Raw genomic sequence first — 17,446 nt, 5'->3', positions numbered from 1 at the left:
GGCATCACGCTAACAGATGCAGTGGAGCAGGGGGACCAGCCTGCTCGGGATGGCTTCGCGGACGCCGCTACGCTGGATCGATGACGGACACTTCCCGCCAAGCTCCCTGGTATCTCTTCGATTATGGAATGGTGGTCTCGACCGCCCCGAGACCCAGCGACTGGGCCACCCTGGAACAGGCAACGGGACTGGACCAAAGGTCGGCAGCGAGCTCCTACTGGGCGAGCCGTGAAGCCTTCGACGCCGGAAAAATAGGCCCGGCGGAGTATTGGGCGGAGGTTTTGGGGCGGCCGGTCCCTCCGGCGGACCTCGACCGACTGGAGCGCCTTGATGCGGCGCAGTGGTCCCACCTGAACCCGCAAACGATCGCTGTTCTCGAGACCTTGCGGAGCCGCCGGGCGAAGGTTGCGCTCCTATCGAACATGCCGCGTGGGATGGCCGAGTGGCATCTGGACGGATCAGGATGGGTGGGATATTGTTCGAGACTCTATTTCAGCGGCAAGCTCGGTATGGCAAAACCTGACCCTCGAATCTTCCGCTATGTGGCTGCTGAGCTTTCCGCCCATCCCGAGGACATCGTCTTCATTGACGACAACGCGACCAACATCGCTGCCGCCCGTGAGCTCGGGTTCAGGACGATACTTCACACTTCCCAAACCGACCTTTACTTCGAGCTGTCCAAGCCCTAAAGAGCCGCTCCCCGGCGGTGCATCGAGGGGGAAGAACGCGATGTGGCTGACCTTCGACTCCTCCGGAGTGATCGTTCCTGTCCACCGCTCCAATGCGAAGCACAGTGCAAGAGCTTGCACCTCGTTCCGTCCACTCAGCGGGGCTGGAGTCCCAGCGGGCGGCCGGCGAGGTTCCGGGGGACGGAGGCGAGCCGGCCCGCGATGGCTTCCAATGCCGCCGCGGCCGGGGTTTCCGGGTGCGCCAGCACCAGTGGGGTGCCGGCGTCGCCGCCCTCGCGCAGCAGGATCTCCAGCGGAATCTGGCCCAGGAGCGGCACATCGGCGCCGACCGTGGCGGAGAGCCGCTCGGTGAGGACCTTGCCACCGCCGCTGCCGAACAGCTCCATCCGGCCGCCGTCGGGCAGCTGCAGGTAGGACATGTTCTCGACGACGCCCGCCACTGTCTGCCCGGTCTGCGCGGCGATGGTGCCGGCACGTTCGGCGACGTCCGCCGCGGCAGCCTGCGGGGTGGTGACCACCAGGAGTTCGGCACCGGGCAGCAGTTGCGCCACGGAGATGGCGATGTCCCCGGTACCCGGCGGCAGGTCCAGGAACAAGACGTCAAGGTCCCCGAAGTAGACGTCCGTCAGGAACTGCTCCAGCGCCCGGTGCAGCATGGGCCCGCGCCAGGCCACCGGCTGGTTCCCGGCGACGAACATGCCGATGGAGATGACCTTCACGCTGTGGGCCACCGGCGGCAGGATCATGTCGTCCACCCGGGTGGGGGCGGCGCTGATGCCCATCAGCGCCGGCACGGAGAAGCCGTGGACGTCGGCGTCGACGATCCCCACCCGCAGACCCTTCGCCGCCAGCGCGGAGGCGAGGTTGACCGTGACGGAGGACTTGCCCACGCCGCCCTTGCCGCTGGCCACGGCGTAGACCTTGGTGAGGGAGCCGGGCTGGTTGAACGGGATGCCGCGGACACCGCCCGGGCCGCGCAGCATCTCCTTGAGCGCGTCCCGCTGTTCCTGCGTCATCACCTTTAGTTCGACGTCGACGGCGGTGACGCCCGGGACGGCGGCCAGCGCCGCCTCGCAGTCGGCGGTGATGGTGCCGCGCAGCGGGCAGCCGGCGATGGTCAGCAACACGCTGATCCGCACCCGGCTGTCGTCGGAGACCTCCACCGCGTCGACCATCCCGAGCTCGGTGATGGGGCGTCGCAGCTCCGGGTCAATGACGGTGGCCAGCGCGGCGCGGACCGCCGTTTCCAGTCCGGGCGCGCCGGAGTGATCCTGCAGGGTGTTCACCAATCAGCTTTCGGGGACCGAGCGGCGGCCCTGGGTCTCGGCGCCGCCGTCGGCGCGGACGCGGGGGATCTGCTGGGTGCGCGGACCGCGCTGCTTGTCCCGGCGTTCCCGGAGGTGCTCCTTGACCTTGTCCCGCGGGTTGTCGGGACCGGCGCCGGGCTCGTCCTGGTTGCGGAGCTCCTCCTGCGCCTCCAGCATGTCCTCCAGCAGGCTGCGCAGTTCCGCGCGGACGTAGTCGCGGGTGGCGACTTCGCGCAGCGCGATGCGGAGGGACGCCAGTTCCCGGGTCAGGTATTCGGTGTCCGAGAGGTTCCGTTCGGCGCGCTGCCGGTCCTGCTGCAGCGAGACGCGGTCCCGGTCGTCCTGGCGGTTTTGGGCCAGCAGCAGCAGGGGAGCGGCGTAGGAGGCCTGGAGCGAGAGCATCAGGGTCAGCAGGGTGAAGCCGAGGTCCTTGGAGTCGAACTGCCAGTCAGTGGGCGCCCAGGTGTTCCAGGCCAGCCAGAAGACACAGAACACGGTCATGTACACCAGGAACTGCGGCGTTCCCATGAAACGGGCGAAGCCCTCGGTGGCGTGGCCGAACGCGTCCGGGTTGGGCGAGAGCTTGGGCAGGATGCGTTGCCGGCCGCTCAGCGGGGTATCGAGGGTGCCGGCGGAGCGGGTGCCGGGACGGACGTTGGAGTTCCGGGGGGTGCTGAGTTCAGCCAATGCGGCCTCCAAGCTTCCTTATCGGGGCGTCGTCCTCGTGGGCGCGCCAGTCGTCGGGCAACAGATGATCAAGCACGTCGTCAACAGTCACCGCCCCGACAAGCCGGCCGTCGTCGTTGACCACGGGAAGCGAGTTGAGGTTGTAGGTGGCCAGGGTGCGGGCCACCTCGCTGATGTGCGCCTGGTCGGAGACGGGCTCCAGATTTTTGTCCACCAGGTTGCCCAGGGGTTCCGGCGGCGGGTAGCGCAGCAGCTGCTGGATGTGGACGACGCCGAGGAATCGCCCGGTGGGGGTCTCCAGCGGCGGCCGGGCGATGAAGATCGACGACGCCAGGGCGGGGGAGAGCTCCTCGCGGCGGACATGTGCCAGGGCCTCGGCCACGGTCGCCTCGGGCGGGAGGATCACCGGGACCGGGGTCATCAGGCCGCCGGCTGTGTCCTCGTCGTACTCAAGCAGGCGCCGGACGTCCTCGGCGCCCTCGGGCTCCATCAGCTGCAGGAGTTCCTCGGCCTGGGCGGAGGGGAGCTCGGCGAGGAGGTCGGCGGCGTCGTCCGGGTCCATCTCTTCCAGCACGTCGGCGGCGCGTTCGACGTCGAGGGCGGACAGGATCTCCACCTGGTCACCCTCGGGCATCTCCTGCAGCACGTCGGCGAGTCGTTCGTCCTGAAGTTCGCTGGCCACCTCGAAACGGCGCTTGTCGCTCATCTCCTGCAGGGCCTCGGCGAAGTCGGCCGGCTTGAGGTCCTCGTGGGTGGCGACGAACTGGGTGGCGGCCTGCGGCTCGGTGCGGGCGCCCTGCTGCGCGTCGGCCCAGTCGATGATCAGGGTTTCGTTGCGGCGCAGCCGGCTCAGCGGCGAGAGCGAGTGGCCGCGGCGGACGAAGAGCTTGCTGACAAACCAGTCACCCGAGCGGTGCCGGTCCATCGCGATGTCCTCGATGGTGGCGTCGCCGCTGCCGTCGGCCAGGGTCACACGCCGGTCGAACATCTCGGCGACCACCAGGGTCTCGGCGCCGCGCTGTTCGAAGCGGCGCAGGTTCACCAGCCCGGTGCAGATCACCTGGGTCTGGTCGATCGAGGTGATGCGGGTCATCGGCACGAAGACGCGCTTCTTGCCAGGGACCTCGACGACGATGCCCACCACGTGGGGGGCGCCGCGGTTGCCGCGGGAGAGCACGACGACATCGCGCAACCGGCCCAAACGGTCGCCCAGGGGGTCGAAGACGTCCAGTCCGAGGAGGCGCGCGACAAATACCCGCGAAAGAGTGGTGCTCACTCCTACAGGCTACCGAGTCTGCTCTCTTTTAGCTGAATTTGCAGGCACCCACCAGCTCGATGGGTGAGAATGGGCCTATGTCAAACATTTTTGGTGGTCCGAAGGCCAACGTTCCGGGCGGGGCGGACGATGCCCGCGCCGTCCCCAAGGGTGACACGGTCGGTTCCTATAGCTCCTACCTGGACGCCCAGAAGGCCGTGGACTACCTCGCGGACCAGCAGTTCCCCGTGCAGCTGGTCTCGATCGTGGGCAACGAGCTGAAGATGGTGGAGCGGGTCACCGGGCGGCTGACGTACCCCCGGGTGGCGCTCTCCGGCGCCCTGAGCGGCATGTGGTTCGGCCTGTTCGTCGGCGTCATGCTCTCGTTCTTCTCCACCTCGGACGGCTACTTTTCCATCATGACTTCGGTGCTGATGGGCGCCGCCTTCTTCATGCTGTTCGGCATCGTCACCTACGCCATGCAGCGCGGTAAGCGTGACTTCACCTCCACCAGCCAGGTGGTGGCCACCAACTACGACGTGGTGGTGGCCTTTGAGGCGTCCCACGAGGCGCGCCGCCTGCTTCAGCAGCTGCCGATGAACCGCTCCGACGCGGCCGGCTACCAGCAGCACACCCCGCAGCAGGGCCCGCAGCCCTGGGGCGGCCACCAGCAGAACGGTCCCCAGCAGAACGGTCCGCAGCAGAATGGTCCGCAGTACGGCGGCCCGCAGCAGGGCCCGCAGCGTCCGGCCGGCTGGACCGACCCCTACGGCCAGCGCTCCCCGGAAGCCGGCCAGCAGCAGCCCGGCCCCCAGCAGGGCCAGTACGGTGCCCCGGCCGGCGAGCAGAACCAGCAGCCCTCCCGCCCCTCCGCCGTCCGCTACCCGGACCTGCCCGACGGCCGGCCGCAGTACGGCATCCGGGTCGGCGACGCGCCGAAGCAGGAGGGCCAGCAGCCCGAGGGCGGCCAGCCGCAGCAGTAGCTGAACCCAAGAGACAAAAAAGAGGACCCCCGGCGCAGCGCCGGGGGTCCTCTTTCGTAGGTGGGGTCTGGAGCCTACTGGGCGTCGACTTCCTGGTAGATGCCCGCCATCCAGGACTCGACGTCGTCGGCCTTGCGCGGCAGGGCGGCGCTGAGGTTGACCGGGCCGTCCTCAGTCATCAGGATGTCGTCCTCGATCCGGACGCCGATGCCGCGGTACTCGGCAGGGATGGCCAGGTCCTCGTCCTTGAAGTACAGGCCCGGTTCGATCGTGAAGACCATGCCGGGGGTGAGGACACCGTCCAGGTACAGCTCACGCTTGGCCTGCGCGCAGTCGTGCACGTCCAGGCCCAGGTGGTGGCTGGTGCCGTGCGGCATCCAGCGCCGGTGCTGCTGGCCCTCGACGCTGATGGCCTCCTCCACGGAAACCGGCAACAGGCCCCAGTCGGACAGGCGCTCGGCCAGGACCGTAGTGGCGGCGGTGTGGATGTCGCGGAACTTGGTGCCGGGCTGGGCCGCGGCGAAACCGGCGTCGGCGGCGTCCAGGACGGCCTCGTACACCTTGCGCTGGATCTCGGAGAAGGTGCCGTTGGCCGGCAGGGTGCGGGTGACGTCGGCGGTGTAGAGCGAGTCCGCCTCGACGCCGGCGTCCAGCAGGAGCAGTTCGCCCGCGTTGACCTTGCCGGTGTTCCGGGTCCAGTGCAGCACCGTGGCGTTGTTGCCGGACGCGGCGATGGTGTCGTAGCCGAGTTCGTTGCCTTCTTCACGGGCGCGGGCGAAGAACGCGCCCTCGACCACGCGCTCGCCGCGGTGGTGGGTGAGTGCGCGCGGAAGGGCCTTGACCACCTCGGTGAAACCTTCCACCGTGGCGGCGACGGCGATTTTCATCTGCTCGATTTCCCACTCGTCCTTGATCAGGCGGAGTTCGGAGAGGGCCTCGCTGAGCTTCTCGTCGAGGGCGTCCAGCACGCCGAGGTCCAGGTTTTCCGGGTCCTTGGCGGTGTTGTAGCGGGCGGTGTCCACGAGGGCGTCGATGTTCTCGTCGACCTTGCGGACCAGGCGGATGGAGATCCCGCCGATCTCGGGCGCCCCGACGTCCTTGGTGATGGCCAGTTCGAGTTCGGCCAGGTCGGCGGTCGCCAGGCCCAGGCGGGCCTTGAACTCGGCGAGGGTCGGGCGGGCGCCGATCCAGAATTCACCGGAGCGGGCGTCGGCGTAGAACTGTTCGGTGTCGCGGCCGGCCAGCGGACGGAAGTACAGCGTCGCGTGGTGGTGGCCGCCGTCGTCGCCCTTGCCCTCATCCGTGGGCTCCAGGATCAGGACGGCGTCGGGCTCGTGGTCCAGGCCGAGGCCGGTCAGGTGCGCGAACCCCGAGTGCGGGCGGAAGCGGTAGTCGCAGTCGTTGGAGCGGACCTTCAACGGGCCGGCCGGGATCACCAGGCGTTCACCCTTGAACTGCTCGGAGATGGCCTTGCGGCGGGAGGCGGCGTGGCCGGCGACGGCGTCCCGTTCCGGCAGCTCTGCCGGGGCGGCCGCCCAGTTGCTGGCCATGAAGGCCTTGAAGGCCTCGGAAGCGGGGCGCTGGGAGCGGTTGTTGACGCGCTCTTCGAGGGGCTGGGAAGCGGAGATCTGGGTGTTATCTGCATCGTTCACGTCCCCATCGTCTCACCAGCGGCGCGGCTTAGGCCAACAGGCCGCCCGGGGCCCGGAGGCACCCCGATCTACTAGGCTGGGCAGGTGAGGATAGACCTGCATGCCCACTCGAATGTTTCCGATGGAACCCAGCCGCCGGCGGAGCTGATCGCCGCCGCCGCGGAGGCCGGACTCGACGTGGTGGCCCTGACCGATCACGACACCACGGACGGCTGGGCCGAGGCCTCCGCCGCGGCCTTGAAGCTGGGGGTGGCCCTGGTCCCGGGCATGGAGGTCTCGTGCCGGACCCGCGAGGGCATCAGCGTGCACCTGCTCAGCTACCTGCACGACCCCGCCCACCCGGGGCTGCTGGAGGAGATCACCAAGTCCAAGGACGCCCGCTTCACCCGGGCCGAGCGGATGGTCAGCCTGCTGGCCGAGGACTACCCGCTCAGCTGGGACGACGTGATCCACCACGTGGCCCCCGGCGCTACCCTGGGCCGCCCGCACATCGCCGACGCGCTCGTGGCCGCCGGCGTCGTCGAGGACCGGAGCGAGGCCTTCGAGACGATCCTGACCTCCCGGTCCCGCTACTGGGTGCAGCACTACGCCCCGGATCCGGCGGCCGCCGTCGAACTCGTCCGGGCCGCCGGCGGGGTCCCGGTCTTCGCCCACCCGGTGGCGTCCTCCCGCGGCCGGATCGTCGGCGAGCACACCTACCGGGAGATGATCGACGCCGGGCTGGCCGGCCTCGAGATCAACCACCGGGACAACCCCGAACAGGGCCGGTCCTTCCTGCGCCGCCTGGCCGCGGAGCACGACCTGCTGGTGACCGGCTCCTCCGACTACCACGGCGCCGGGAAGCCAAACCTGCTGGGTGAGAACACCACCTCCCCGGAGGTGCTGGCACGCATAGAGGAACTCGCCAGCGGCACCGCGGTGGTGCGCTGATGGACTGGATCGACCTGCAGCTGCTGGCCTCGGTGATCGTGACGCTCTTCGTGATCATGGACCCGCCGGGCACGGTGCCCATCTTCATGTCCCTGACGGCGCAGATGAACGCGAAGGAACGCAACCTTTCGGCCCTGCAGGCGCTCGTGGTGGCCACCGGCGTGATTGTCACCTTCGCGATTTTCGGTCAGTCCATCCTGAACTACATGCACATTTCCCTGGCGGCCCTGCAGGGCGCGGGCGGCCTGCTGCTGGTGCTAATCGCGCTGCAGTTGCTGACCGGGTCCACCGGCGGGGAGGAGAGCGCGGCGAAGTACAAGAACGTGGCGTTCGTCCCGCTGGGCACGCCGTTGATGGCCGGACCTGGCGCGATTGTCGCGGTGATGGTGTTTGTCCAGCGCTCCTCGACGGTGCCGCAGTACCTTGCGGTGGGGGTGGGCATCGCCGTGACGCTGGCGTCCCTGTACTTGGCGATGCGGTTCGCCGGGCTGGTGCAGCGGGCGCTGGGGGAGAACGGCGTCGAGCTGGTCACCCGGATTGCCGGCCTGCTGCTTTCGGCGATCGCCGTGCAGATGATCGCCGACGCCGTGCACTCCTTCGTGAAGAGCTGGATGTAGCTCTTCAGGCCGAGTTCTCAGGCAGGCGGCGCGGCCGGGTGGGCGGTGAACTCGGCGGCGCCGGACAGGCGCTTGGCCATGACGTCGATGGCCGCCTGGTTCTGGTCCACGCAGACGAATTTGCGGCCCAGCTTTGAGGCCACGGCGCCTAGCGTCCCGGAGCCGGCGAAGAAGTCCAGGCACCAGTCCCCGGGCCGGCTGGAGGCTGCCACCACGCGGCGGATCAGCCCCTCGGGCTTCTGCGTCGGGTACCCGGTCTTCTCCCGGCCGGTGGGGGAGACGATGGTGTGCCACCAGACGTCGGTGGGCAGCTTGCCGAGCTCCCGCTTGGCCGGCGTGACCAGACCCGGCGCCATATACGGCTCCCGGTCCACCTCGGCGCTGTCGAAGTGGTACTTCGCCGGGTTCTTGACGTACACGAGGATGTTGTCGTGCTTGGTGGGCCAGCGGAACTTCGCGCGGGCGCCGTAGTCGTAGGCCCAGATGATCTCGTTGAGGAAGCACTCGCGGCCGAAGATCGCGTCCAGCATCACCTTGGCGTAGTGCACCTCGCGGTAATCCAGGTGCAAGTAGAGCGTGCCGTCATCCGCCAGCAGCCGCCACGCTTCGACCAGCCGCGGTTCCAGGAAGGACCAGTAGTCGCTGAAGGCGTCGTCGTAGCTGTGCAGGGCGCCCTTGATCGTGTCGTAGGAGCGGCCCTTGAAACCCACCCGGTCGCCCACGCCGTCGGCGTTGAGCACCATCTTCGTTTCCTGGCGCTTCTGGACCCGGCCGGTGTTGAAGGGCGGGTCCACGTAGATGAGGGTGAAGGCGCCGTCCGGCAGCGTCTGGAGGTACTCCGCGTTGTCCGCGTGTACCACCAGGTTGCTGCCGTCCGGCGCCCAGACGGAGTCAGGCATGGTGGGGATTAGGCCTCGGCGCTGCGCGTCGCGGTACCGCCCTGGGCCTCCCCGGAAACCACTTCGCCGTTGTGGCGGCGGGTCCGGGTGCGGCGGCGGGCACGGGTGGCCCGGTCAACCTCGGTGGCGGACGTCGCGGCGGCGGCGCGGCCGGTGGCCTCCACGGGCGCTGCGGCCGTCTCCTGCTCGGGGGCGGTCCGACGACGGCGCGAGCCTTCGCGGGTGCCCTCGCGGGAGCCTTCGCGCGAACCGGAGCGGGAGCCGGAACGTCCGCCCTCGCGGCCGCCTTCGGACGAACCGGCCCGCGAACCCTCGCGGCCGCCGGAGCGTCCGCCTTCACGGGAGCCCGAGCGGCCGCCGTCGCGGGAGCCGGTGCGGGCGCCGTCACGTCCGCTGCTGCGCGGGTTCTTCTTGCCGGTCTCGCCTAGGTCCTCGAGTTCCTCGGCGTCCACGCCGGCCAGGACGCGCTTGTCGCGCGGCAGGCGGCCCTTGGTTCCCTCGGGGATATCCAGGTCCTCAAACAGGTGCGGGGAGGAGGAGTAGGTCTCGATGGGTTCCGGAACGCTCAGGCCGAGGGCCTTGTTGATCAGGCCCCAGCGCGGCATGTCGTCCCAGTCCACGAAGGTCACGGCGGTGCCCTTGTTGCCGGCGCGGCCGGTGCGGCCCACGCGGTGCAAGTAAATCTTCTCGTCCTCGACGCACTGGTAGTTGATCACGTGCGTGACGTCGTCGACGTCGATGCCGCGGGCGGCGACGTCGGTGGCGACAAGGACATCCACCTTGTTGTTGCGGAAGGCGCGCAGCGCCTGTTCGCGGGCGCCCTGGCCGAGGTCACCGTGGATGGCGGCGGCCGCGAACCCGCGGTCCACGAGTTCCTCGGCGACCTTTGCGGCGGTGCGCTTGGTCTTGGTGAAGATGATGGTCCTGCCGCGGCCGCGGGCCTGCAGGATCCGGGCCACCACCTCGACCTTGTCCATGCTGTGGGCGCGGTAGATCAGCTGGCGGATGTCCCGCTTGGTCAGGCCCTCGTCCTCGGGGTCCGCGGCGCGGATGTGGGTGGGCTGGCTCATGTAGCGGCGGGCCATGGCGATGACCGGGCCGGGCATGGTGGCGGAGAACAGCAGGGTCTGGCGCACGGCCGGGGTGGCGGCGATCAGCGTCTCGACGTCGGGCAGGAAGCCCAGGTCCAGCATCTCGTCGGCCTCGTCGAGGATGACCATCTTCACGTTCTTGAGCACCAGGTGCTTCTGCTTGAACAGGTCGATCAGGCGGCCGGGGGTGCCGACGACAACCTCCACGCCCTTCTGCAACGCATCGACCTGCGGCTCGTACGCGCGGCCGCCGTAGATGGTGGCGATCCGGGCGTTGCGCTTGCGGGCGGCGTTCTGCAGGTCGTTGGCGACCTGGACGGCGAGCTCGCGGGTGGGGACGATCACGAGGGCCTGCGGGGCACCCGGTGTCGGGAGGGCGTCGTAGCCGGCGTCGTCGCGGCCGATGACCCGCTGCAGCGCGGGGATGCCGAAGCCGAGGGTCTTGCCGGTGCCGGTCTTGGCCTGGCCGATGATGTCGTGGCCGCCCAGGGCCACCGGCAGGGTCATGGCCTGGATGGGGAACGGGTGGGTGATCCCGGCGTCGGCCAGGGACTCGACGATGTCGGCGCGGACGTTGAAGTCGGCGAACGTCTTTTCCGGAAGGGCGTGGGGCGCCTCGTCGGAGCTGATGGTTTCTTCCGGTTCGATCGATTCCGTGCCGGATTCGTCGGTCAGAAGCTGATGCGTGTGCAATTCACTCACGGGGAGTTTCCTTATTCATTTGGGTTGCGCTGCCTGCTCGACGGGGCGGCGGAGGGCCGTTCCGGAGCACGCTCGGTAGGCGCAAGCAAGTCCAGTGGAGCCGATCGCGGGCTATCTAGATGCTGGCACTGGGACCAGCGGGTGTGTCTCAAGATCGCGTAGGGGCGGGCTTGTTGATTCGAAATTACGAGGAAATCAACGACCGGGCATCCATTACTACCCTTCCAGTCTAGCCGTTCGGCCCCTGCGTCCCCGACGGCGCGGCCGTTGCGGCGCGGTGCGGCCTCAGCCGGCGAGCTCCAGCCGCACTTCGCGGGCGGCGATGTCGGCCGAGACGACGCGTACCCGGACCAGGCTGCCCGACTCCATCTCACCCGGGCATCGGGCGGTCACGGCCGGCTCTGCGATCTGCACGATTCCGGACGGACCGTTGCCGTTGGGTTTTGTCCCGTTCCCGTTGCCGTTGCCGGCCCCCGCGCCGTTACCGTTGGCGGGCTTCGACCCGGAGATGACGACGGCGTCGAACTCCTGGCCGACGTGGTTGACCAGCAGCGCCGCCTCGACCGTGTCCAGGGACATCCGCTCCAGCTTCCCGGCGAGCTGGTCCGAGGCGGCCATGATCGCGGGCAGGGACGGCAGCGCCTCCCGGGCCCAGGCGGGAACTTCGGCGCCGTTCGAGAGCGCCTCGCAGATGACCAGGACGAACCGGTCGATCAGCCGCCGCAGCGGGGCGGTGGAGTGCGCGTACGACGCGCCGATGGCGGATTGGATGGCGTCGTCCGGGACGCTGCCATCGAACGGGGTGTAGCCGGCGCCGCGGAACAGCATCCCGGCCGAGTGCAGGATGGCCAGCTGCTTGGGGTCTGTGGGGTCCAGGGTGCGCAGGTATTCCCCGTAGCTGGTCTGCCCGTCCCACGGCTTGCCGAGCGCTCCGGTCTGCCGGCGGAAGTGGCGCAGGGAGCGTTCGTCCGGCGCGGGCATGGTCCGCAGGATGCCCACCTTGCCCTTGAGCATCAGGCCCGCGGCGGCCATTCCGGTCATCAGCGAGATCTGCGCGTTCCAGTCCTCCACCGGCAGCGGGGGAGCCGCGACGATCCGGTAGCCGCCGTCGGGGAGCTGTTCGATTTCCTGGTCCGGCATGTTCAGGCTCGCTCCGCCGCGCTGCCGCTCGAGCTCCACCCGCTTGCCGCCGACCTCTTTCAGCAGTTCCAGGACGGGGGCGGCCGTGCCGGCGTCGAGGTCCGCCTGCACCCCGGCGTAACTGAGCTTGGCGCGGCTGATGACCCGGGCGCGGCGCACCAGGACCGAGGACACCTCGGCGGCGGCGTCGAGCTCGAACTCCCAGACGAAGGCCGCGCAGAGCTGGCCGGCCAGGAGGCTGCCGGCGGCCTCGCTGATGACCTCGGGGTGGAGCGGGATGCGGCCCTCGGGCGTGTAGAAGGTCTGCCCGCGGCGGCGCGTCTCGGCGTCGAGCGGGCCGCCGGGGGCCACGAAGGACGGGACATCGGCGATCGCGTAGAAGACCTTGTATCCGTCGCCGGAGCGGTCAATGAACAGGGCCTGGTCCAGGTCCGTGGACGACGCCGGGTCGATCGTCACGAACTCCACGTGGGTCAGGTCCAGGCCGGGAAGTTCGTGCCCGGCCACCGCCGCCTCGGCGTCGCGCAGCGCCTCCTCGGGGAACGGCCCGGGCAGTTCCAGGACGGTGCGCAGGGCCTTCAGCGCCTCGGCGAGCTGGTTTTGCTGCTGGCGGACGCTCGGCGTCAGGCGATGGTGAGACACGAAAGTCAGGGTAGCCCGAAATCCGCCGCTAGTCTTGAACGATGAGCACTCCGACGCCGGATTCCGCCCGCGATCACCGCTTTCTCACGGACCTGCTCGGCGTGATGGCCTACAGCGAACTCTCCGCCTTTGAACGGCTCTCCTCCGACGCCCGCTACGCGCCCACCCTCCGGGACCGGGCCGTGCTGGGCCGGCTGGCGGTGCGGGAGTTCGAGCACTACGAACTGGTGTGCGCCCGGCTGCGGGACATGGGCGAGGACGTGGAGGGCGCCATGGTGCCGTTCCAGCGCTCGGTTGACCACTTCCATGAGCGGACGCGGCCGGCCGACTGGTTCGAGTCGCTGATGAAGGCGTATGTCATCGACACCGTCTCCGCCGATTTCTACCGTTCCCTGATCCCGCGGCTGGATCCCGCCACCGCGGCCCTCGTGGAGCAGGTCCAGGCCTCCGAAGAGGCCACCGGGGTGCTGCGTGAACGGCTCAAGCAGGCCCTGGCCGACGATCCCCGGCTGGCCTCCCGGCTGGCGCTGTGGGCACGGCGGCTTCTCGGCGAGGCGCTGACCCAGGCGCAGCGGGTCGCGGCCGACCACGCCTTCCTGGCCGTCCAGGGTTCGGAAGCAGCGGGCAACGGGGCAACGGGCAACGGCGTCCCTGCGGGCACGGATCCGGTCCGGGCGCTGCTGACTTCGCTGGCCACGGCGCACTCCCGCCGGATGACCCTGCTGGGCCTGGCCGGGTAGAGGGCCCGCGGCCGGTGAGGCCGAGGCGACCGGCCGCGCTTACGCACGGCCGCGACTAAGCCCGGGCGTCGAGGGCGGCGAGCAGGGCCTGCGCCGCAGCGGCGGGGTCGTCCGCCTCGGTGATCGCCCGGACCACCACGATCCGCCGGGCCCCGGCGTCGAGGACCTGCTCCACATTTGTCAGGTCGATGCCGCCGATCGCGAACCACGGCACGACGCCGGCTACCTTGCCGCCGTCGCCCGCGGCCTCGGCGCGCTCGATCGCGTCGGCGGCGTAGCGGACCAGGTCCAGGCCGACGGCGGCCCGGCCGGGCTTGGTGGGTGTCGCCCAGACCGGGCCCACGCAGAAGTAGTCCAGCCCGCTCCGGCCCGGCGCGGCGGCGATGGCGGCGTCGACCTGCTCCGGGGTGTGGGTGGACAGGCCGATCACGGTGTCCTTGCCGAGGAAGTCCCGGGCCGCTCCGAACGGAATGTCCTTCTGCCCGATGTGGAACACCGGGGCACCGGCCAGCGAGGCCAGGTCGGCGCGGTCGTTGACGGCCCAGAGCCGGCCGTGGCGCGCCGCGACCGTGTGCAGGACCTCCAGCAGCTCCAGTTCCTCCGCGGCTTCGATGGTCTTGTCCCGGAGCTGGATGATGTCCACGCCCCCGGTAAACGCGGCATCGACAAAGGCTTCAAAGTCTCCGCGGTCCTTGCGGGCATCGGTGCAGAGGTACAAACGGGCGGTGCTGTGGACATCCTGGCTCATGCCCCAAGCGTAGTTCCTCTAAACTGGGCGCATACCGCGGGAGCCCCGCACGCCGTCGACGGCGCAGGGCTGAGAGGGCGTCAGAGCCGACCGCTTGACCTGATCCGGCTAGTACCGGCGTAGGGAAGGAACCCATGAACACCACCCCCAGCCCTAAGGCCCGGCCGCACGGCCCCGGTGCCCGGCCTGACGGCCCCCTCGACGCCGTCGTGATTGGCGGGGGCGTGATCGGCCACGGCATCGCCTGGGAACTCCGGCGCTCCGGGCGCACCGTGGCGCTGGTCGACGACGCCCCCGGGGACGGCGCCAGCTGGGCCGCCGCCGGCATGCTGGCACCCGTCAGCGAACTCCACTACCAGGAGGAGGGCCTCCTGCCCCTGATGCTGGAGTCCTCCCGGCTCTGGCCCGCCTTCGCCGGCAGCCTCGCCGACGGCGGCGACGGGGGAGCCGGCACCGGCTACCTCACGACGCCGACCCTCGCCGTGGGTGCCGACGCCGCGGACCGGCAGGCGCTCGCGGACCTGCGCGCCCTCCAACTGGCCTCCGGCCTGTCCGTCGAACCCCTCACCGTGCGGGAGGCCCGCCGCCGCGAACCGTTGATCAGCCCGGCGATCTCCTGCGCCTTCGAGATCCCCGCCGACCATCAGGTGGACCCGCGCCGCCTGATCACCCGGATCACGGCGCTGCTGGCCGCCGACACCGGGTTCCGGGCCGTCCCGCAACGGGCCGAGGGCCTAATTCAGGCGGACGGGCGGGTCGCCGGCGTGCGGCTCAGCGGGGGAGGGGAGATCCGGTCGGCCGAGACCATCGTGGCCAACGGCCTGGGCGCCGCCGCCCTGCGGGACCTCCCGGCGGGGCTCACCCTGCCGCTGCGGCCGGTCCACGGCGACATCCTCCGGCTCCGGGTGCCCGAACGGCTGCGTCCATTGCTGAGCTCCACCGTGCGCGGACTGGTCCGGGGCGTCCCGGTCTACATTGTTCCGCGCGGGGACGGCACCGTGGTGGTGGGCGCCACCCAGCGCGAGGACCAGGCCCGGGACCGGGCGGTCTCCGCCGGCGGGGTCTACCAGCTGCTGCGCGATGCCCAGCAGCTGGTCCCGGCCGTCGCTGAGCTCGAACTCGACGAGGCCACGGCCAGGGCCCGCCCCGGCACCCCGGACAACGCCCCGCTGCTGGGACGGGTCCGTGCCCCCGGCGGCGGCCACGTCCCGGGCCTGGTGATCGCCACCGGCTTCTTCCGGCACGGGGTGCTGCTGACCCCGGCGGCCGCGGCCATCTGCCGGGAGCTGCTGGACGGCACCCCGGACCCGCGCTGGGACGGGTTCCTCCCGGACCGCTTCGACCGCCCACGCACCGACGCTGAGCACAATCAGTCGACCAGCCAGGCGCACAGCCCTACCAATGCTCTCCACCCCGCGACCCACAGGACAACCGCATGAACATCACCCTCAACGGGAAGCCGCACGCGCTCCCGGACAACGCCACGGTCGGCGCCCTCGTCAGCGGCGTCACCGGCCGGCCCCTGGCGGACAACGGCCAGGCCACGGACGGACGCAAACTTGGCGTCGCCGTCGCGCGCAACGCCGAGGTCGTGCCCCGCAGCCGGTGGCACGCAACAGAACTCATCGAGGGCGACGACGTCGAACTCGTCACCGCGGTACAGGGAGGATGAACGGCATGAACGAAGCAGACACCGCGCAGGAGCCCGCCGTGAAGGCCACGGCGCACCGCGACCCGGTGACCTTCGACGGCGTGGAGCTGGGCTCCCGGCTCATCATGGGCACCGGCGGCGCACCCAGCCTCGACGGCCTCGGCGCCGCACTGGAGGCGTCCGGCACGGAACTGACCACCGTGGCGATGCGCCGCTACTCCCCGGCAGAGAGCGGATCGCTGTTCCAACTGCTGGCCGACCGCAACATCCGGGTGCTGCCCAACACCGCAGGATGCTTCACCGCCCGCGACGCGGTGCTCACCGCAGAACTGGCCCGCGAGGCGCTGGAGACGGACTGGGTGAAGCTCGAAGTGATCGCTGACGAACAGACGCTGCTTCCGGACGCCCTGGAACTGGCTGACGCCACCGAACAGCTGGTGGCGCGCGGGTTCAAGGTCTTCGCCTACACGAACGACGACCCGGTCCTGGCGCTGCGCCTGGAGCACCTCGGTGCCACGGCCGTCATGCCGCTGGGCGCGCCCATCGGCACCGGCCTGGGCATCCTGAACCCGCACAACATTGAACTGATCGTCTCCCGGGCCTCGGTCCCCGTGGTCCTCGACGCCGGCATCGGCACGGCCTCGGATGCGGCGCTGGCCATGGAGCTGGGCTGCGACGCCGTGCTGCTGGCCACCGCGGTGACCCGGGCGCAGAACCCGGTGCTGATGGGGGAGGCGTTCAAACACGCCGTCGCCGCGGGCCGCCTGGCCCGGCTGGCCGGCCGCATCCCGCGCCGCGAGCACGCGCTGGCATCCTCCGGTATGGAAGGCCGCGCCGAGTTCCTCTAGCCGCGGCGCCCGTATGGGTAAAGGACGATATTGGTGGGGTGGGGACCAATCCGTGGGGCGGGTGTTACCGAAGTACTTCTGACAGACCAAGCCGGTCCCTTCGGTTTGATCAGGCCGCGTTCGCGGGCCTGGGCCGGGCTTTTCCCCATTCGTCCTAAGGAGTAGTTCTATGCGCACGTCCATGAAGTCTTTCCTCGGTGTTGCCGCCGCCGGTTCGCTGATGTTCTCCCTGGCTGCCTGCAGCCCGGCCAACAACGCCTCAAGCAGCCCCTCGTCCTCGGCGTCGTCCTCCTCTTCTGCGGCTGCTGCGCCGAAGCCGCTGGCTTCGATCCCGGCCCTGACCGGTGTGTCCACCGCGGTGAAGCTTGATGCTTCCTTCGCGAAGGCCCTGGAGACGTTGAAGCTGACCCCCGGCACGGTGGGCACCGCCCAGCTGACCGACGGTTCGCTGGTCTTCCCGATCACCGGCGGCAAGGTTGATTACTACGACCCGTCCAAGGACTACCGTCCCTACGTCCAGGGCCTGATCAGCCACGCCGGGTCCGGTTTCTCCCTCACTGCCGGAGACACCAAGGTCGAGCTGACGAACTTCACGATTGATCCGGGCACCTCGAAGCTCTACGGTGACGTCTCGGTCAACGGTGAGAGCGCCGCGAAGCAGGCCTACATCTTCAACCTGGACGGTTCGACCCTGAAGCCCCTGCAGACCTCGGGCGACACCGCGGTCCTGGAAGGTACCCGGGTCCTGATCTCCGATACCGCCGCGGGCCTGCTGAACAAGACGTTCAAGACCGACGCCGTGAAGGCCGACATGCTCGTTGGCATCGCGAAGATCACCGTCAACACCAAGTAACCCCCACCCATC

The 17,446-nt window shown here is 69.8% G+C and carries 17 protein-coding genes and 1 riboswitch; of the genes, 9 read left to right on the top strand and 8 right to left on the bottom strand.

Annotated features, from left to right (window positions below):
- Positions 1 to 80: 80 nt before the first annotated feature.
- Entirely contained in the window at positions 81 to 689 is a 609-nt protein-coding gene (locus QWJ39_RS00590; RefSeq protein WP_290255763.1) for an HAD family phosphatase, read from the top strand.
- Positions 690 to 823: 134 nt separating this feature from the next.
- Here the strand turns inward: QWJ39_RS00590 and QWJ39_RS00585 are convergent, their stop codons facing one another.
- From QWJ39_RS00585 to QWJ39_RS00575, 3 genes are read right to left on the bottom strand one after another with little or no spacing between them, the layout of a single operon-like run.
- A complete protein-coding gene (locus QWJ39_RS00585; RefSeq protein ID WP_290256466.1) occupies positions 824 to 1,966 on the bottom strand; it encodes an Mrp/NBP35 family ATP-binding protein in 1,143 nt (380 codons plus the stop codon).
- A 12-nt stretch (positions 1,967 to 1,978) separates the two neighbouring features.
- Positions 1,979 to 2,695, bottom strand: coding sequence for a DUF1003 domain-containing protein (locus tag QWJ39_RS00580; RefSeq protein ID WP_290255762.1), 717 nt, complete (start codon positions 2,693 to 2,695; stop codon positions 1,979 to 1,981).
- A complete protein-coding gene (locus QWJ39_RS00575; protein ID WP_290255761.1) occupies positions 2,676 to 3,959 on the bottom strand; it encodes a CBS domain-containing protein in 1,284 nt (427 codons plus the stop codon). Before QWJ39_RS00575 ends, QWJ39_RS00580 begins: the two co-directional genes overlap by 20 nt.
- 77 nt (positions 3,960 to 4,036) lie before the next feature.
- Between QWJ39_RS00575 and QWJ39_RS00570 the strand changes: the two genes are divergently transcribed.
- The gene (locus QWJ39_RS00570) at positions 4,037 to 4,921 is read left to right on the top strand and encodes a proline-rich domain-containing protein (RefSeq protein WP_290255760.1); all 885 of its coding nucleotides are present in this window, start codon (positions 4,037 to 4,039) and stop codon (positions 4,919 to 4,921) included.
- A 74-nt stretch (positions 4,922 to 4,995) separates the two neighbouring features.
- Here QWJ39_RS00570 and QWJ39_RS00565 read toward each other — a convergent pair whose 3' ends face one another.
- Positions 4,996 to 6,573, bottom strand: a complete 1,578-nt coding sequence (locus tag QWJ39_RS00565; protein WP_290255759.1) for an aminopeptidase P family protein — start codon at positions 6,571 to 6,573, stop codon at positions 4,996 to 4,998.
- 84 nt (positions 6,574 to 6,657) lie between these two features.
- Here QWJ39_RS00565 and QWJ39_RS00560 point away from each other — a divergent pair, with 84 nt between their 5' ends.
- Positions 6,658 to 7,503 carry a PHP domain-containing protein gene (locus QWJ39_RS00560; protein WP_290255758.1) on the top strand — a complete coding sequence of 282 codons (846 nt, stop codon included), beginning with the start codon at positions 6,658 to 6,660 and terminating at the stop codon, positions 7,501 to 7,503.
- Between the two features lie 8 nt (positions 7,504 to 7,511).
- Positions 7,512 to 8,120, top strand: a complete 609-nt coding sequence (locus tag QWJ39_RS00555; RefSeq protein WP_290256465.1) for a MarC family protein — start codon at positions 7,512 to 7,514, stop codon at positions 8,118 to 8,120.
- 17 nt (positions 8,121 to 8,137) lie between these two features.
- Here the strand turns inward: QWJ39_RS00555 and QWJ39_RS00550 are convergent, their stop codons facing one another.
- The 3 genes from QWJ39_RS00550 to QWJ39_RS00540 form a co-directional block, all read right to left on the bottom strand.
- Entirely contained in the window at positions 8,138 to 9,019 is an 882-nt protein-coding gene (locus QWJ39_RS00550) for a site-specific DNA-methyltransferase (RefSeq protein WP_290255757.1), read from the bottom strand.
- 8 nt (positions 9,020 to 9,027) lie between these two features.
- On the bottom strand, positions 9,028 to 10,812 hold the full coding sequence (locus QWJ39_RS00545; RefSeq protein WP_290255756.1) for a DEAD/DEAH box helicase: 1,785 nt from the start codon (positions 10,810 to 10,812) through the stop codon (positions 9,028 to 9,030).
- Between the two features lie 285 nt (positions 10,813 to 11,097).
- A complete protein-coding gene (locus QWJ39_RS00540; protein ID WP_290255755.1) occupies positions 11,098 to 12,594 on the bottom strand; it encodes an RNB domain-containing ribonuclease in 1,497 nt (498 codons plus the stop codon).
- Between the two features lie 41 nt (positions 12,595 to 12,635).
- Between QWJ39_RS00540 and QWJ39_RS00535 the strand changes: the two genes are divergently transcribed.
- Positions 12,636 to 13,334, top strand: coding sequence for a ferritin-like fold-containing protein (locus tag QWJ39_RS00535; RefSeq protein ID WP_290255754.1), 699 nt, complete (start codon positions 12,636 to 12,638; stop codon positions 13,332 to 13,334).
- A gap of 55 nt (positions 13,335 to 13,389) precedes the next feature.
- Here the strand turns inward: QWJ39_RS00535 and thiE are convergent, their stop codons facing one another.
- Positions 13,390 to 14,082 (bottom strand): thiamine phosphate synthase, encoded by a 693-nt coding sequence (thiE, locus tag QWJ39_RS00530; protein WP_290255753.1) that lies wholly within the window; start codon positions 14,080 to 14,082, stop codon positions 13,390 to 13,392.
- A gap of 26 nt (positions 14,083 to 14,108) precedes the next feature.
- A riboswitch (TPP riboswitch) is annotated at positions 14,109 to 14,226 on the top strand.
- Between thiE and thiO the strand changes: the two genes are divergently transcribed.
- The 4 genes from thiO (at position 14,217) to QWJ39_RS00510 (ending at position 17,434) form a co-directional block, all read left to right on the top strand.
- Positions 14,217 to 15,521 carry a glycine oxidase ThiO gene (gene thiO, locus QWJ39_RS00525; RefSeq protein WP_290255752.1) on the top strand — a complete coding sequence of 435 codons (1,305 nt, stop codon included), beginning with the start codon at positions 14,217 to 14,219 and terminating at the stop codon, positions 15,519 to 15,521. It overlaps the preceding riboswitch by 10 nt.
- Positions 15,518 to 15,754, top strand: coding sequence for a sulfur carrier protein ThiS (gene thiS / locus QWJ39_RS00520; protein ID WP_290255751.1), 237 nt, complete (start codon positions 15,518 to 15,520; stop codon positions 15,752 to 15,754). The genes thiO and thiS overlap by 4 nt, the downstream gene beginning before the upstream one ends.
- A gap of 5 nt (positions 15,755 to 15,759) precedes the next feature.
- Positions 15,760 to 16,581, top strand: coding sequence for a thiazole synthase (locus tag QWJ39_RS00515; protein WP_290255750.1), 822 nt, complete (start codon positions 15,760 to 15,762; stop codon positions 16,579 to 16,581).
- A gap of 169 nt (positions 16,582 to 16,750) precedes the next feature.
- Positions 16,751 to 17,434 carry a hypothetical protein gene (locus QWJ39_RS00510; RefSeq protein ID WP_290255741.1) on the top strand — a complete coding sequence of 228 codons (684 nt, stop codon included), beginning with the start codon at positions 16,751 to 16,753 and terminating at the stop codon, positions 17,432 to 17,434.
- The last annotated feature ends 12 nt before the right edge of the window (positions 17,435 to 17,446 follow it).

This window comes from Arthrobacter sp. YD4, from assembly GCF_030410515.1.
Classification (GTDB): Bacteria; Actinomycetota; Actinomycetes; order Actinomycetales; family Micrococcaceae; genus Arthrobacter.
This window is presented reverse-complemented; position numbering and strand designations above follow the sequence as displayed.

Coding starts and splice junctions, on each gene's coding strand:
- QWJ39_RS00570 (WP_290255760.1), top strand. CDS start 4,037: ATGTCAAACATTTTTGGTGGTCCGAAGGCCAACGTTCCGGGCGGGGCG.
- QWJ39_RS00550 (WP_290255757.1), bottom strand. CDS start 9,019: ATGCCTGACTCCGTCTGGGCGCCGGACGGCAGCAACCTGGTGGTACAC.
- thiE (WP_290255753.1), bottom strand. CDS start 14,082: ATGAGCCAGGATGTCCACAGCACCGCCCGTTTGTACCTCTGCACCGAT.
- QWJ39_RS00535 (WP_290255754.1), top strand. CDS start 12,636: ATGAGCACTCCGACGCCGGATTCCGCCCGCGATCACCGCTTTCTCACG.
- thiO (WP_290255752.1), top strand. CDS start 14,217: ATGAACACCACCCCCAGCCCTAAGGCCCGGCCGCACGGCCCCGGTGCC.
- QWJ39_RS00590 (WP_290255763.1), top strand. CDS start 81: ATGACGGACACTTCCCGCCAAGCTCCCTGGTATCTCTTCGATTATGGA.
- QWJ39_RS00510 (WP_290255741.1), top strand. CDS start 16,751: ATGCGCACGTCCATGAAGTCTTTCCTCGGTGTTGCCGCCGCCGGTTCG.
- thiS (WP_290255751.1), top strand. CDS start 15,518: ATGAACATCACCCTCAACGGGAAGCCGCACGCGCTCCCGGACAACGCC.
- QWJ39_RS00515 (WP_290255750.1), top strand. CDS start 15,760: ATGAACGAAGCAGACACCGCGCAGGAGCCCGCCGTGAAGGCCACGGCG.